Genomic DNA, 15,516 nt, shown 5'->3' with positions numbered 1-15,516 from the left:
AAGACTCATGAACTGGACATCCCGCAAGACATGCCGCTGCTGTATGCCCTGCGCAACGAGGCAGGACTCAATGGCACGAAATACGGCTGCGGGTTGGGTCAGTGCGGCGCTTGCACCGTTTTAGTGAACGATAGACCGGTGTTTTCATGCCTGACACCTTGCGGCGCGCTGGAGGGCAAGTCCGTGCGCACCGTGGAGAGCCTGGGCAGTGCCGACAAACCGGGGCCGTTGCAGAAAGCCTTTATCGACGAGCAGGCGGCCCAGTGTGGTTATTGCATCGCGGGGATGATCGTACGGGCGCAGGCTCTATTGGAGGCCAACCCTCATCCGGACGATGACACGATTCGTCGCCACATGGCGCCCAACCTGTGCCGCTGCGGCACCCATGTGCGGATCCTCGCCGCCATCAAATCGGTCATCGCGCAGGGAGCCAAGGTATGAAGTCCTCAACGCAAAACGTCGATCTGAGCCGCCGCGCCTTCGTGATAAACGGCGCGTTGGTGATGGGGTTCGCCATGCTCCCGGGTATCCCGCGAGCCTTCGCCGACACCGAAGTGGACACCTTGGGTACGGCGATCCTGGCGCCTGATTTGCCCGGCAGCCTGCGGGCCACGCCGTATCTGGACGCCTGGATCCGCATTGATGCGAAAGACGGCATTACCGTCTACACCGGCAAAGTGGAGCTGGGCACTGGCGTCAAGACCGCGCTCCTGCAGATCGCCGCGGAACGCCTGGAAGTGTCACCGGGTCTCATTCGTTTTCTCACGGCCGACACTGCGCTGACGCCCAATGAGGGTTACACCGCCGGCAGCCATACGATCGTCGACAGCGGTACTGCACTGTTCAACGCTGCGGCCCAGGTGCGTCAGTTGTTACTCGAATCCGCGGCACGCCAATGGCAATCCAACATCGACAGCCTGAGCACACGGGACGCGGTGATCCACGATGGTCAAGGCCGCAGCATGACCTACGTACAAGCGGTGGTCGGGGTTCAATTGCATCGCTTCGCCTCGGCCAGTTCCCCCTTCAAGCCAGCCAGCAGCTTCACCCTGATCGGCCAGTCATTGCCTCGGCTGGACATTCCGGCCAAGGTCAGCGGAGGTGCGGCCTATGTGCAGGACATACGCCTGCCGGACATGCTGCATGCCCGCGTGATACGTCCTCCCCGGCGCGGCAGTCAGCTACTGGACATTGACGAGGCCGCCCTCAACAAACTCCCCGGTGTGGTGAAGCTGGTCCGCAACGGCAGTTACCTCGCTGTGGTCGCCACCGATGAGTGGCTGGCGGTCAAGGCCATGCGCGAAGGCTACGCCGCTGCCCGCTGGACCGAAGGTAATCCGTTACCTGACTCGACACACATCCACCAACTGCTTACCGAGCTGCCAGCGCGGCGCTACCCGGTGAGTGCCAAGTGTCACCTCACGCAACCTGAGTCCCGTGGGTACAAGGCACGGGTGACCAAGCAATACCTGATGCACGGTTCCATCGGACCGTCTTGTGCGGTGGCGTGGTTCAAGGATGGGACGCTGACCGTCTGGACCCATACGCAAGGTGTTTATCCGCTGCGCAATGGTATTGCCGAGATGCTGGGGTTGCCCGTGCAGCAGGTGCGCTGCATCCATGCTGAAGGCTCCGGCTGCTATGGTCACAACGGCGCCGATGACGCTGCCGCCGATGCCGCGTTGATCGCCATGGCCCTGCCTGGCAAACCCATACGGGTGCAATGGATGCGCGAACAGGAAAATCTCTGGGAGCCCTACAGCTCGGCAATGCTGGCCGAAGTCGAAGCGGGACTGGACGACAGCGGCCGTCTGCATGACTGGAAATACGAGCTCTGGAGCACTCCGCACAACGAACGCATCGTCAATGCCGGGCGCCTGCTGCCGGCGTGGCTATTGGCCAAACCCTTCACCCCTGCGCCTTCGGTTCCGATCGCCCAACCCGAGGGTGACGGCGACCGTAACGCGGTTCCGTTGTATGAGATTCCCAATCTGCAGGTTGATTTGAATTTTGTGCTGAGCATGCCATTCAGGACCTCGGCCATGCGTTCGCTGGGTGCCCATATCAACGTGTTCGCCATCGAAAGCACGGTGGATGAACTGGCGGCCCGGGCCGCTGTGGACCCGGTGCAATTTCGCCGGAATCACTTGAGCGATCCACGTGCACGGGCGGTGGTGGATCGGGTGGCCAGTGCGTTCCGCTGGCCGCAAAAAGCAACAGGCCCTGGCAGCGGAATCGGATTCGCCTTCGCCCGCTATAAAAACATCATGGGTTACTGCGCCATTGCCGTGCAGTTGCATGTGCAGCGCCAGACCGGGCAAGTGACGATTGATCGGGTGGTGGCGGCCGTCGATGTGGGTCAGATTGTCAGCCCCGATGGGCTGCTCAATCAGATTCAGGGCGGCATCGTGCAGTCCGCCAGCTGGACGCTCTATGAACGAATCCTCTATGACGCCAGTGGCCTGCATAGCTTCGATTGGAGTGGCTATCCGATCATGCGTTTTTCCGAGGTGCCGAAGCAGGTCGAGATCCACATGCTCGATCAGCCGGACCAGCCATTTCTCGGTGCTGCGGAAATCGTCCAGGGCCCTATGGCCGCAGCGCTGGGTAATGCCATTAAGGATGCCACCGGCAAGCGTTTGCTCGATTTGCCACTGGCTCGACGAGGCTGGCAGGATGCGTTGGGATCGTGAGTGGTCCTGACGGTCTGAATCGGTCGGCTGTCGCACACTTGGAATAAAAAAAGCGGTGGAGGATCACTCGCACCGCCCTACCCCATTCAAGGGAAATGTTTCTCTTCTATAAAACATGCCGTTGGAAGAGAACGGCATGTACACGCAACACTTCTTAAAGCGCTGCCTGTCGGTTAAGCGGGCAGTTAACCCGCCAAATATAGTTCCAACTCCACTCTACCGAATACCGCTTAAAACAATGCCAATTGGTAATTAATGATGATCCGGTTTTCATCCTGTTGCCGAGTGTTCGGAATGTTGTTTCGTACCATCGCGTTTTTCCACATGAGGCTAACCCCTTTCAACGGTCCCGATTGCACGACATAGGCCAGCGTTATATCGCGTTCCCACTCACTGGAATGGCTGGACGCGATGGTATTGATGTCATCACCTTTAACGTATACAACCCCCGCCGTCGCACCGGGCAAGCCCAGTGTCGCGAAGTCATAGGCGTAGCGTGCTTGCCAGGACTTCTCGCCCGCGTGCACGAACTTCTGAACCTGCATTTCCGTGATGGTGTAAGTGGACGGACCGTCACCCTGGTTTAAATAAGGGAAATCGCTTTTTCCGTTGCTGACCTCATAGCCGGCTCCGAAGGTGTGACCGGCAACGGCATAGGTCAATAGTCCACTGAACAGGTTGTTGTCGACTTTGCCTTTTATCGTATTACCCCCGTAGTAGCCTGTCGTAAAGTACGCAGGGTCATGGCCGTTTGCACCATCGTCCCGGCTATTGAAATATCGAAGATCACTGGTCAGAACGCCCGAACCGATAGCCCAATTATGAGTCAGCCCCAGAAAGTGTTGCTTATAAAAGTCTTCAAGGTTTCCGTAATAATATTGCAAGGTCAGATCTTTGCTCAGTTTGTAATCTCCGCCCGCATAAAGGAATTTATTACTGAAGCGCCCGGTGACAGGGTTGTTGGCACCCGCAATGGACATGTTTTCGTTATTGCTGGAGTTACGCCCCTTGACCCCGTCAATTTGCCCTCCTGTCAGGGTCAGGTCCTTGATGTCCGCGGAGGTCACCTGGGCCCCTTGCCAGGTTTGCGGCAGCAGACGCCCGTCATTGCTGAAGATAACCGGCAGTTTCGGGACCAGAGTGCCTAGCTTCAACTCGGTCCTGGATATCTTCACTTTCCCGGTCAATCCCAAACTGGAAAAATCGTCAACCGCATGGTCGCCGTCGCTTGGAAACACTACGCCTCCGAAGTTGTTACCCGTTGGATTGCCATGTTTACCAGTGCTTGAATCGAGTTTGACACCCAACATGCCTAACGCATCGACACCGAAGCCTACAGGCCCTTGGGTGTATCCGGAGATATATTCCAACTGGAAAGCCTGTCCCCATTCCGCTTGATAACTTTGATTGGCGGCTTTCTGCGCGGGTGTAGCGGAATCACGATAATCGCTGTTGATATAGTAATTACGCAATTTAAGCGCTGCCTTACTATCATCAATGAAACCAGCCGAATGGGCTTGCTGCGCCAATACGCACAGGGCAGCCGCAAGGGTCAAAGTACCTTTCATTTATGAGCACTCAAGTTGTGGTTATTGTTTTTGTATTCACGGGTCAGCGGTTTTTCAGGCGCACATGCCCCAGCCGCACAGGCAGCATGAGCGCCGTTATTCAGAAGTTATTTAATGAAGACAGCCACTACCGGGATCAATCCGCCTTGAGCAGGGACTTCCATGTTGCCGGCGTACCCAGTTCAGAGTCGACCAACTGATTTTCAAATTGATTGCGTTCACTGATGGCACTGGCGGAGCGATCGGTCATGGAAAACCAGAAAATACCGATGAATGCGATGGCCATTGAAAACAGGGCCGGATATTCATAAGGGAACCAGGCTTGCTGATGATGAAGGATCTTGACCCAAACGGTCGGACTCAGAATGCACAGGATGATGGCCGATACGAGTCCCAGCGATCCGCCAATCACGGCGCCACGGGTCGTCAAGCCTTTCCAGTAGATCGATAACAACAGCACCGGAAAGTTGGAACTGGCGGCGATGGAGAACGTTAAGCTCACAATGAAGGCGATGTTTTGCTTTTCAAACGCAATCGCCAGGAGGATCGACAACACACCCAGTACGATGGTCGTCACACGAGAGACGCGCATTTCGTCACGGTCGGTGGCGGTGCCACGGCGCAAAGCATGGGCATAGAGGTCGTGAGAAACCGCTGACGAGCCCGCCAGGGTCAACCCTGCCACCACCGCCAATATCGTCGAGAACGACACCGCACACATGAATCCGAGGAAGACATTACCGCCGACGTTATGGGCAAGGTGAATCGCGACCATGTTAACGCCACCCAATATTCCACCGGATGCATCGTGATAGGCCGGATTGCTCGCCACCAGGGCGATGGTGCCAAAGCCGATAATCACAATCAGCGCATACCCGATGCCGACAAGACCGGAGGCATAAAGAATGCTTTGGCGCGCGGCTTTGACGTCACCGACGGTGAAAAACCGCATGAGAATGTGTGGAAGACCCGCCGTACCGAAGACCAGTGCCAACCCCAGGGAAATGGCGGATACCGGGTCGGTGATCAAACCTCCGGGGCTCATGATTGCGCCATGGGATGGATGAACCTGGGTGGCTTGAGTGAACAATTGATTCAGGCTGAATCCGAACTCGGACAACACCATGAACGCCATGAAGACGCAGCCGGTCAGCAGTAACACGGCCTTGATGATCTGAATCCAGGTCGTTGCCAGCATCCCGCCAAAGAAAACATAGATGACCATCAGCGTACCGACGAGCAGTACGGCCGCTGTGTAATCGAAGCCGAACAACAGTTCCACCAGTTTGCCGGCGCCAACCAGTTGCGACACCAGGTAAAGCAACACGATCACGATGGAGCTGGACGCCGCAAAAGCCCGTATGGGTCTTTGCTTCAGCCTGTAGGACAGAACGTCCGCCAGGGTGTAGCGCCCAAGGTTGCGCAGAGGCTCCGCGATCAGGAACAGAATGATCGGCCAACTGGCGAGAAAGCCGATCGAGTAGATCAGTCCATCGAAACCACTGGTAAACACCAACGCGGAGATGCCCAGTAAAGACGCTGCGGACATGTAGTCTCCGGCTATGGCCCAACCATTCTGGAAACCGGTGATTTTCCCCCCTGCGGCATAGTGATCGGCAACGCTATTGTTCTTGCGCGCGGCCCATCGTGTGACAAATAGAGTGAACACGACGAACGCCAGAAACATGCCTATGGCAATGGAGTTATGTTTGGGTACTGCGGCAGGGACATCGCTCGCGTATACGGTTGCCGAACCAAGGACGGCCGAGAATGCGATAAGAAGACGCTTCATTTGTTGAAGCTCCTGATGATTGTTTTTATTTTGGGGTCATAGCAGGTGTTGGTGCGCCATACGTAGACAGCCACGAGAAGCACCGTAAAGGCGAGCATTCCGAAACCAATCGGCACGCCCCACGTCATGGGTTGGCCTTCGGTGATCGGTGTACCCAGGCGGGAAGGAATAAAGGCCAGCGAAAGAATAAAACCGAAATATACCGCCAGCATGAGAGCCGTCATGCTCCACGAGAATATTCGTCGCTGTTTGACCAATGCACGAAACTGTGGGTTTTCCAGGATCGGATTTTGAAGAGTGTCTTCAAGCTGTTCAGCGGACACGGCCGGGCCACCGGCTTGCGGATATGCATGTTCCATGGTTCTCTCCTGCGAAGGACGTGTAACTGAATTAAAACTTCACGGGCACTGCCGTTTCGCGCATCACGGCTTCTGGAGTCCGGTACAACTCAGCCATTTCGCGCTCTTGCTCGCTTTTCAATTGCGCCTGCATATACGCGCCAAGATGCCTGGCGTGCTGAACGATCGAGGCGCCGAAACGGCAACGTTGTTGGCTATAGTCCGCCAGGGCATCTTCAACGGATGCATGACGCTCAAGTGCTTCGACGATGGCCAAGGCATCACCGGCCGCCTTGGTGACACCCATACCGCAATGGGGACGGACCACGAATGCAGCGTCGCCGAGCAAGGCGATGCGTCCGAAATTCATCTTCGGTACTTCCAGGTCGTAAATCGGCTGGAACAGCGGTTGCGTGGCTTTCTTCACGACTTCGGCAAACTGCGGCGCCAGTAGCGTATCGGCGGACTTATACATATTGGCGAGCACATCACGGCGTATCAGTGCCGGAGGAATTCCACCTTCAAACTGCTTGCCGCTCTCATCCCGGAGCAGATCCTTCAACTCATCGTCGCCGCTGGTGCGGTACCAGACAAAGTTGTACCGACGCTCTCCTGCAAGGGTGCTGTTCGACTGTCCGGCAACCGGATACCCCAAAATCTGTTCGCGCGGAGGTAGGCAGAAGGCAAATTTATCGAAGAGCGATGCGTGGGCGGAATCGGAAAGAACAGCTTCGTCGACCAAGCCGCGCCATGCGATATAGCCGGCGTATTGCAGGTGTAAGTCAGGCAAAAGCTGCTGGCGAATCGTCGAGCGAAATCCATCGGCAGCGATAATGATGTCGGCTTGATGAGTGGTGCCATCAGCCAATGTGACACTGGCGTGGGACTCTGTGCTTTCGACCGAGACGACGCTGCCACCGCTACGATAGAGCGAGTCTGGAAACGCGCCGCGAAGCACCTGGTACATCTTCCCCCATGCCGTCAGGGTTTGCGGCAGCGCGTTCTCGAGTACGACATCGCCGTCCTGGTCCAACGTGACGCGCGACAGCACATCGATACCTACCGACGCATCAAGCGGGATGCCCGCTGCGGCCATTGCTTCGAACAATTCAGGGTGTGTAACGATCCCAGCGCCACGCCCGGCCAGTTCATCCGGCACACGCTCGAAGACTTCTACATCCCAACCCTTGCGAAGCAACATGTTCGCCGCAAACAGACCACCCAGCGAACCACCCACGACGATAGCGCGACGTTTGTCCGAGATATGAGTCATGGCTGCACCTCCACAGCCCCGGCGGCATGGGCGGCGTAGGAACCGACGGCTTCAAATTCGGAGGCCGGGAAGTTGAGTTCGATGGTGACGCCGGAAGGGTCTTCGATGAAGACCTGATGCAGGCCCAGGCTCGGAACCGTGCGATCACGCCAGGCGATGCCTTCGACTTCCAGGACACCCCAGAACTCAACCAGGCCTGTTACCAGAAACGCAATGTGATCCACGGTTCCAGTACCCTTCAGCGGGATTTCCTTGTCTCCGAGGTACTTCTGCAGACCCTCGGGGTTGGAGGGATCGATCCCGATAATGTGGACCGTACCAAAATCCTGCTCGTCCCCACCCATGTACAACCACACGCCGGGAAAGTCGAACGGCGGCCGGTAGCCGGGGGTGAAACCGAGCACCCTTTCATAAAATTGGCTGGACTTCTCCAGGTCGAACGACCGGATCGAGTAATGAGCGAGTTTTCGGACTTGCATGATGCCTCCTACGTTTTTTTGTATTTATTTATCGGTTGATAAACAGTAAGGCCTGACGAAATTGAAGTAAATAGCCGCAGGACCGGATTTTTTGAGGACTGCCCCTTAAACACGTCGTGGTGACGTCTCTACAGGACGAGTTTCAGGCGTTGGGAATGGGCGTTTCAGGGCGAAATAGCGAGGTGCGCGCCCTCCCACCACCCGTACGGCCAAAGGCTGAAACAGGTGATGAGTGGTCGACAAAAAGAAGGGGGAAGCAAGATGCCAGGAGGCGGGAAAACCGAAAAATCAATTCAAGCGAGGCGTCTCGCCGACGTCGTTGTCGACTTGAGCCAATACATGCGGACCGCCATTGAGGAACGCATCGACCATCTGCTCTATCAGCGCATCAATGTCTTCGGTCACCGGCAGATCGTAGATCCACTTGCGCACGCCGATATAGAAAATGCTGGCATGCAAACTCCAGATCAGTTCGAGCTCCTTTTCATTGATCGTTTCACCACAGGATGGCGCCAGACCATGGGTATGGCGAATTTCGGCAATAACAGGAATGAAGACTCGCTCACGCAATTTGGCCAGATAGCGATCGTTGATGCCTTCACGGGTCAATCCGGCGAAAACGAAGATGCGAATCCATTCTCGGCGCAGAATCACGTTGGCGTATGAGGTATAGAAACGCACCAGGCGCGCCTGAAGGGGTTGCGATCGATCCTTGATCATCGTCTCCCAAGAGGCATCCCACTGATACACCTCGTCGTAAACACGGTCGATCAAGGCTTCTTTGCTGGGGAAATAGCGATAGAGCAACGGCTGGGTAATGTCCAGTTGTCGCGCCAGCTCACGGGTGCTTCCAGAGAATCCACACGTCGCAAAGTGCTCAATGGCCTTCTGCACGATCTGCTTTTCCCGGACCTCTGGCGAAAGGCGCCGAGTCGTCGCTTTGACAGTGCCCTGTGAGTCCGCTGAAGTTTGCGGCGCTTTCTCGTCTACGTTTTTTGAGTCTTGCATAACGCCTCACTAGAGCTTCGTCGAGGCATCATACAAAACAAAAGAATGCGCTGGCTATGAACCCCGACCCGGCGTCTGAGGACGTGAGCAGATCAGTTCCCGGGCAGGAGTCCAGGCGGCGCGATGACTCAGTGGCTCTGCCCGTCTCTACGGGACACCACCAGGAAGATGATCAAGGTCACCAGTGACAATGCACTGCCGACTGCGGCAATCGCCAACCAGCTAAAGTGTTCATAAAGCGAGCTGGCCACCGAGGAGCCGGTCGCCCCGCCAATGAAAATGCTGATCATGTACAACGCATTCAGACGGCCTCGGTTGGCAGTGCCCAAGGCGTAGACGGCTCGTTGTCCAAGCACCATGTTCATCTGCACGGCAAAATCCAGCGCGATACCTGTAACAGCCAAGCCAATCACACCGTAAAAAGGGTTGATGAAGGCCGGCAGAAAACTCACTGCGCCCAATATCATGGCCAACTGTGAGGCGCGTCGAGTGTGTCCTGCATCAGCGAGACGCCCACTGAGAGGTGCGGCGATTGCACCGATGGCGCCGACCAGCGAGAAAATCGCAATCTGACTTTGCGTGAGGCCGAACTCACGGCTCAACACCAGCGGAACCGCGGTCCAGAACAAACTGAACGCGGCAAACATCAACCCTTGATAGAGCGCTCGCTGACGCAATACCGGCTCGCGGCAAAACAATTGTCCAAGGGACTTCAACAACTGACCATAGGACGCGCGATGGGTCGGTTGCCATTTGGGCATGGTCATGCCGATCACCATGGAGATGACGAGCATCAATGCAGCCGCGCCGATAAATACGGCCCGCCAGCCAAAATGATCAGCAACCAGGCTCGACAGCGGCCGCGCAAGCAGGATCCCCAACAGCAAGCCCCCCATGATCCCGCCCACCACTCGGCCGCGAGACTCTTCCGGCGCCAGATGCGCGGCCAATGGAATCAGCATTTGCACGGAAACAGAGCTGAAACCGATGAGCGCCGAGACGACAAGGAACACACTCGGCTGCCTGGCCAAACCCGCGCCGATCAGGCTGAAGATGGTGACCACGATCGTCGCAATCATCAGTCGGCGGTTTTCCATGAGGTCCGCCAACGGAACCAGGAAAAACAAACCCAGTGCGTAACCAATTTGAGTCAGCGATACGATAAAGCTGGCGCTGCCATTCGACATGCCGATATCCGGGGCGATCAAGCTGATGATCGGTTGTGCGTAATAGATGTTGGCCACGATGGCCCCACAACAAAACGCAAAAAGCAGAACCATCCCTCTCGTCATTGAAGCTTTTGTTAAAGCCGCTGCTGTGCCGCTTGCTGAAACACTCATGCCATGGACTCCTGAAATTCGGCAGCAGTGACTTTCCAATGAAGGTCACCCGCTGGATGTTTGTCAGGTCACAAAGTAGGCGGCTCGCCCCAGCGAGAGAATATGGACATGGCGCAACGTCTTGTTGCGTAGTGCGCAAAAGCGGCGCGGGCGCCATCAACGAAGACCAGCCAGCCGAGCGCCAAGGCGACCAGCAATACCAGTCGAATCCAGATGCGCTACTACAATACTTAGAACTTCAGGACCTGACAGGAAGCGAGCGAATGTGGATGAAACGCCAACTCTGCGTCGTTCGGCTGATTCGTTTCGCATCCGCTTCGCTCATCCTCGTCCCCTCCATTGCGGGCGCAGAGGATCTCGAACCCAGGTCCTACGCCAATACGCCGGTTGGTATCAATTTCCTGCTCATGGGCTATAGCGATCTCCGTGGCAACGTGACGGCCAACCCCTCCGTCCCGCTCCAGGATGCCAAGCTCAATATCAAGACTGTCGTGTTTGCCTTTGCCAGATCCCTGGCTGTCTGGGGCCGCTCCGGGAAGTTCGATATCGTCGTGCCTGAGGCTAGATTGACGGGTTCTGCCCTGTTTGCCGGTGAACCCAGGGAACGTGATGTGACGGGATTGATCGATCCAAGATTTCGCTTCTCGGTCAACTTGTATGGCGCCCCGGCGATGTCCCTGGCTGAATTCCCCAACTATCAACAGGATGTGATTATCGGCACCAGCCTGGCGATCACGGCGCCACTGGGCCAGTACGACGCGAACAAGCTGGTGAATCTCGGCAACAACCGCTGGTCGTTCAAGCCCGAATTGGGGATTTCCAAGCGTCTGGGGCCGGTGACCCTGGAACTGTCCGCCGCGGGAACCTATTACACCGACAATAACGAGTACCTCGGCGACCGCACACTCTCCCAGAACCCGATCTACCAGGTACAGGCGCATTTTATCTATGCCTTTGATAACGGAGTCTGGGTGTCGCTGGATTCGACCTACTTTGAGGGGGGGAGTACTTCAATCGATGGCGTCGGTAACCATGACTTTCAGGAAAACACACGCTATGGATTCACCCTCACGCTACCGTTGAATCGAAATAATTCGGTGAAGCTCAATGCGAGCAATGGCGCACATACTCGTACGGGCAGCGAATACGATGCCATCGGCATCGTCTGGCAGTACCGCTTCGGCGGAGGGCTTTGAACTTGGGGCTTGGGATACTGCCTTGATGAAATAGCGTTAGTACAAATAGCATCCTGAATGCCTCAGTGGCCCGAGACACCCTCCCCCATCAACGCGTTGTACCGGCCTCAAACGCGATGATCCCCTGGCGCTGACGCCGATAAAAAACCCGCTTCACGATCTCGGCCGACACCATGTACACCAGACTGATTGTCAGCATCAGCAACAGGATAGGGAGTGGCAAAGGCACCAGGCCGAACCATTGGGCTACCGGGCTGTATGGCAGTCCTATGGCCAGCAGGCCGATACCCAATGCACTGACGATCAGCAGTTTCGCCGGGCGGCTTTGGTAAAACGGTTTGTAGGTGCGCACGATGAAGATCGTCAGCAGTTGAGTCAGCAACGACTCCACGAACCAGCCGCTGCGGAATACTTCGGGAACCATCTGCGCCATCAGGTACAAGGCCACGAACGTCAGGATGTCGAACAGCGAGCTGACCAGCCCGAACACCACCATGAAATTACGAATCTGCGTGATGTTCCACCGGTGAGGCGTGCTTTGCCATTCCCTGTCGACGTTGTCGCTGGCAATCCCCATTGAAGGGATGTCGGACAGGAAGTTGTTGAGCAATATCTGCTTGGCCAGCAGCGGCAGGAAAGGCAGCGCCAGGGAAGCAAGGGCCATGCTGATCATGTTGCCGAAGTTGGCGCTGGAGACGATCGATATGTATTTGAGGGTATTGGCAAAGGTATGCCGCCCCTCTTCGATCCCTTCGCGCAGGACATTCAGATCGTGCTCCAGCAACACGAAGTCGGCAGCCTGTTTGGCCACGTCGGCAGCGTTGTCCACGGAAATCCCGATATCGGCGACTTGCAGTGCCGGGGCATCATTGATGCCATCCCCCATGTACCCAACCACATGCCCGGTCTTTTGCAGGGCCCGGATGATGCGTTCCTTCTGGTTGGGATCGACCTCGGCGAACAGGGTTGTCAGTGGCGCCAGGTGCATCAAGGCCTCATCTTTCATCGCCGAGAGTTCACCGCCGGTGATGATTCGCTCCACCGGCAGGCCCACCGCCAGGCCGACATGGCGGGCGACCAGATGATTGTCGCCGCTGATGATCTTCACTTTCACACCCAACCCGTCCAGGGCGGCGATGGTGTCCTTGACCCCGGGTTCGGGCGGGTCAAAGAACAACAGAAACCCGCGAAAGGTCATGTCTTTTTCTTCGTCCCGACCGTAGTGCGGCTGATCGGGCAATGCGCGAGTGGCGAGGCCCAGGACTCGAAAGCCCTGCTCGCTCCACTCCGCGAAACGTTTTGCGATCGCCGCCCGTTCCGCGTCGTTCAGCGTGACAACCTGTTCACCACGGCGCAGGTGCGTGCAAACCTCAAGTACGTTGTCCAGAGCGCCCTTGGTCACCATCAGCCTGCTGGCTTCAGGCGCATTGGCCACCACCACGCTGAGGCGTTTGCGGACAAAGTCATAGGGCACTTCATCGAATTTGATGACGTCAGTGCACGGGGCCAGGTCTTTGCCGGCCAGGCTGATGGCATCGTCCATGGCGTTGCGCATCCCGGTCTGCAAACTGGAATTGAACACTGCCAGTTGCAAGACATCAGTGGCGGCGACACCTTCCACATCCATCGCAGCGTCCAGCACCACGACACCCCGGGTCAGCGTACCGGTCTTGTCGGTACACAGAATGTCCATGGCCCCGAGGTTTTCGATGGCGTTGAGGTGGCGCACGATCACCCCTTTGGCAGCCATGCGTTGCGCGCCTTTGGCCAGCGTGATGCTGAGAATCGCCGGCAACAGTTCCGGCGACAGCCCGATGGACAAGGCGATGGCGAACAACAATGTGTCGAGGGGCGGGCGATGCAGCAAGATGTTGATGCCGAACACGACGATGGTGATCACCAGCATCACCCTCAACAGCAAGCCACCAAAATGCCGCAAGCCACGTTCGAATTCGGTTTCGGGAGGCCTTAGTGACAAGGTCTTGGCAATGTGACCGATCTCGCTGTCCTGGGCATAACGCGTCACAAGTACCACGGCAGTTCCGCTACGGACCGAGGTGCCCATGAACACACAATTATGGCGCTGTCCCAGGGTGGCATCGGGGGAACACTCACCCGGAAGCTTTTCGACCGGAAAGGTTTCGCCGGTCAGCAAGCTCTCCGAGATGAAACAATCAAGTGCCTGCACGATACGGCCGTCAGCGGCAATCAGGCTGCCGGCGCTGAGTAGCAGGACGTCGCCTGGCACCACCTCACTGGCGGCTACCTCCAGGGTCTTGCCGTCCCGACGGACCGTCGCACGCAAGGCGATCTTGTTGCGCAGCTGCTCCACCGCGTGGCTGGCGCGATTTTCATACCAGGCGCTCAGCACCGCGCTGATCAGCACAATGCACCCGACAATCGCCGCGTCGAGCCAGTCGCCCACCACCACGGCCACCAGTGCGCCGGCAATCAGAATGAGGACCAGGGGTGTGCGCATTTGCTCCAGCACCAGCCTGGCCAATCCCTGTGGTCGGTCCTTGGCTCGAAGTGGCGCGCGGCGCAGTCGGGCCTTGGCCTGGGCATCGCTCAACCCCGTCGGCTTGCTGTGCAACGTGCTGAATAACTGGCTGAGCGACGGGCTCCAGTAATCCGTGCTGACATCATGCGCGGGCTGTGTGGCACTGGAATGCCATTCACGATGCGCGAGCCAGAGACCGGGCAACATCGGTAACCAGAACGTCAAACCGCGAAACAACAATGTCGCGGACAACGCCACCGCAACGTTCACCCCGACCCAATGCAACGTCACCACGGCCGCCGCTTCGAAGGCGCCAAGGCCACCCGGCACAACACCGATACTGCGCAGGACACTGGCCAGCATGAAGCCGGCAAACAACCCCAAGGGCGGAGCCGAGACGCCCAACGCGCGCACCAACACCCACAGCGTTGCGCTGTCCAGCACGATGATCGCCAGCTCCAGCAGCGTGATGCGCCAGAGCAACGCGTGGTTGCGTACCAACGTCCGATCCGCACCGGTGATTAACGCGACGCCCTTGGCAACAATCGAAAAACGCTGACCCGGAATATGGGTCGCCAGGCGTTTATTGCCGGCCAGCCTTGGCGTGATAACCGCCAGCACCAGACTGACCGCCACAAACACCCCGCAGGTGGTCACCACGGCGGCCGTGGCATGCCCCTGAAAAATCACCACCGGCAGCGCCACGCCAACAGACAGCACATAGGCCAGGAAGTACCCGGACAGATCCAGGACAAGGCACGCCAGCACCACCGGTTTGGCAAACCCGAGACGCACGAACGAGGCGACAACCGCAAAGGCCCCGCTGATCCCGGAAGACGGCAAGGCTTGATCGACAAACAGCTTCATCAGGCTGAGCTTGCCCGCATCCCAGAGTGAAAGGTGTTGAGCCCCGGCCTTGAGCACTACACGAAAGACTTGCCCTTGCGCCATATAGGTCAGGGCTTGCAAGCCGAAGGCCGCAATGAGCCACAGTGGCTCTGCCTCCGTCAGCAAACGTGTGAAGGATTCGACGTCGGTGAATTGCAGTGCGACGCCCACGACCGTCGCAAACATGGCCGCGCCCAGCAGCCAGGTGAGCCAGAGGGCGGGACGACTGAAAGGCTGGCCTTCTTCCAGCGCAGGCGCGCGAGTAAAGTCTGGAATGGGCGATTTAACAGACATGCCAGGCCCCTGAGCAATTCGGCGGATTGCTGGATTCTGGGCCTGTGGTGGTTATTTGGTTTGATTAATGTCAATCCCTCAGGCCCGAACCGGCTCAGTCCGATGGGATATTGCTGCTGAAACCTGGATACCTGCAGCGCTGGGCAA

At 57.3% G+C, this 15,516-nt stretch carries 11 protein-coding genes; 3 read left to right on the top strand and 8 right to left on the bottom strand.

Annotation, left to right across the window (positions count from 1 at the left end):
* The first annotated feature begins 30 nt into the window (after positions 1-30).
* A complete protein-coding gene (locus tag ACGJAX_RS21285) occupies positions 31-441 on the top strand; it encodes a 2Fe-2S iron-sulfur cluster-binding protein (protein WP_390959953.1) in 411 nt (136 codons plus the stop codon).
* Complete coding sequence (locus ACGJAX_RS21280) at positions 438-2,693, top strand: molybdopterin cofactor-binding domain-containing protein (RefSeq protein WP_390956022.1); 2,256 nt, start codon at positions 438-440, stop codon at positions 2,691-2,693. The genes ACGJAX_RS21285 and ACGJAX_RS21280 overlap by 4 nt, the downstream gene beginning before the upstream one ends.
* Before the next feature lie 230 nt (positions 2,694-2,923).
* Here the strand turns inward: ACGJAX_RS21280 and ACGJAX_RS21275 are convergent, their stop codons facing one another.
* The 7 genes from ACGJAX_RS21275 to ACGJAX_RS21245 form a co-directional block, all read right to left on the bottom strand.
* Positions 2,924-4,261 (bottom strand): OprD family porin, encoded by a 1,338-nt coding sequence (locus ACGJAX_RS21275; protein ID WP_090321877.1) that lies wholly within the window; start codon positions 4,259-4,261, stop codon positions 2,924-2,926.
* A gap of 136 nt (positions 4,262-4,397) precedes the next feature.
* Positions 4,398-6,053, bottom strand: coding sequence for a cation/acetate symporter ActP (locus tag ACGJAX_RS21270; protein WP_390956021.1), 1,656 nt, complete (start codon positions 6,051-6,053; stop codon positions 4,398-4,400).
* Entirely contained in the window at positions 6,050-6,412 is a 363-nt protein-coding gene (locus tag ACGJAX_RS21265) for a DUF485 domain-containing protein (protein WP_090321882.1), read from the bottom strand. The genes ACGJAX_RS21270 and ACGJAX_RS21265 overlap by 4 nt, the downstream gene beginning before the upstream one ends.
* A 31-nt stretch (positions 6,413-6,443) precedes the next feature.
* Positions 6,444-7,664, bottom strand: coding sequence for an FAD-dependent monooxygenase (locus ACGJAX_RS21260; protein WP_390956020.1), 1,221 nt, complete (start codon positions 7,662-7,664; stop codon positions 6,444-6,446).
* Entirely contained in the window at positions 7,661-8,143 is a 483-nt protein-coding gene (locus ACGJAX_RS21255; RefSeq protein WP_390956019.1) for a VOC family protein, read from the bottom strand. Before ACGJAX_RS21255 ends, ACGJAX_RS21260 begins: the two co-directional genes overlap by 4 nt.
* 288 nt (positions 8,144-8,431) lie before the next feature.
* A complete protein-coding gene (locus ACGJAX_RS21250) occupies positions 8,432-9,037 on the bottom strand; it encodes a TetR family transcriptional regulator (RefSeq protein WP_390956018.1) in 606 nt (201 codons plus the stop codon).
* Between the two features lie 242 nt (positions 9,038-9,279).
* The gene (locus tag ACGJAX_RS21245) at positions 9,280-10,491 is read right to left on the bottom strand and encodes an MFS transporter (RefSeq protein WP_390959951.1); all 1,212 of its coding nucleotides are present in this window, start codon (positions 10,489-10,491) and stop codon (positions 9,280-9,282) included.
* 38 nt (positions 10,492-10,529) lie between these two features.
* Between ACGJAX_RS21245 and ACGJAX_RS21240 the strand changes: the two genes are divergently transcribed.
* Positions 10,530-11,687 (top strand): transporter, encoded by a 1,158-nt coding sequence (locus tag ACGJAX_RS21240; protein ID WP_390956017.1) that lies wholly within the window; start codon positions 10,530-10,532, stop codon positions 11,685-11,687.
* Positions 11,688-11,775: 88 nt separating this feature from the next.
* Here ACGJAX_RS21240 and mgtA read toward each other — a convergent pair whose 3' ends face one another.
* Complete coding sequence (mgtA, locus tag ACGJAX_RS21235) at positions 11,776-15,369, bottom strand: magnesium-translocating P-type ATPase (RefSeq protein WP_390956016.1); 3,594 nt, start codon at positions 15,367-15,369, stop codon at positions 11,776-11,778.
* Positions 15,370-15,516: the final 147 nt, after the last annotated feature.

This window comes from Pseudomonas moorei, assembly GCF_042846945.1.
GTDB classification, from domain to species: Bacteria; Pseudomonadota; Gammaproteobacteria; order Pseudomonadales; family Pseudomonadaceae; genus Aquipseudomonas; species Aquipseudomonas moorei.
Note: the sequence above shows the minus strand (reverse complement) of the source record. Positions and strands in the feature narration are given on the sequence as shown.

Excerpts from the sequence above, each read along its gene's own strand:
- mgtA (WP_390956016.1), bottom strand. The coding sequence starts at position 15,369 with ATGTCTGTTAAATCGCCCATTCCAGACTTTACTCGCGCGCCTGCGCTG.
- ACGJAX_RS21280 (WP_390956022.1), top strand. The coding sequence starts at position 438 with ATGAAGTCCTCAACGCAAAACGTCGATCTGAGCCGCCGCGCCTTCGTG.
- ACGJAX_RS21245 (WP_390959951.1), bottom strand. The coding sequence starts at position 10,491 with ATGAGTGTTTCAGCAAGCGGCACAGCAGCGGCTTTAACAAAAGCTTCA.
- ACGJAX_RS21240 (WP_390956017.1), top strand. The coding sequence starts at position 10,530 with ATGAAGGTCACCCGCTGGATGTTTGTCAGGTCACAAAGTAGGCGGCTC.
- ACGJAX_RS21260 (WP_390956020.1), bottom strand. The coding sequence starts at position 7,664 with ATGACTCATATCTCGGACAAACGTCGCGCTATCGTCGTGGGTGGTTCG.
- ACGJAX_RS21255 (WP_390956019.1), bottom strand. The coding sequence starts at position 8,143 with ATGCAAGTCCGAAAACTCGCTCATTACTCGATCCGGTCGTTCGACCTG.
- ACGJAX_RS21275 (WP_090321877.1), bottom strand. The coding sequence starts at position 4,261 with ATGAAAGGTACTTTGACCCTTGCGGCTGCCCTGTGCGTATTGGCGCAG.
- ACGJAX_RS21270 (WP_390956021.1), bottom strand. The coding sequence starts at position 6,053 with ATGAAGCGTCTTCTTATCGCATTCTCGGCCGTCCTTGGTTCGGCAACC.
- ACGJAX_RS21265 (WP_090321882.1), bottom strand. The coding sequence starts at position 6,412 with ATGGAACATGCATATCCGCAAGCCGGTGGCCCGGCCGTGTCCGCTGAA.
- ACGJAX_RS21285 (WP_390959953.1), top strand. The coding sequence starts at position 31 with ATGCCGCTGCTGTATGCCCTGCGCAACGAGGCAGGACTCAATGGCACG.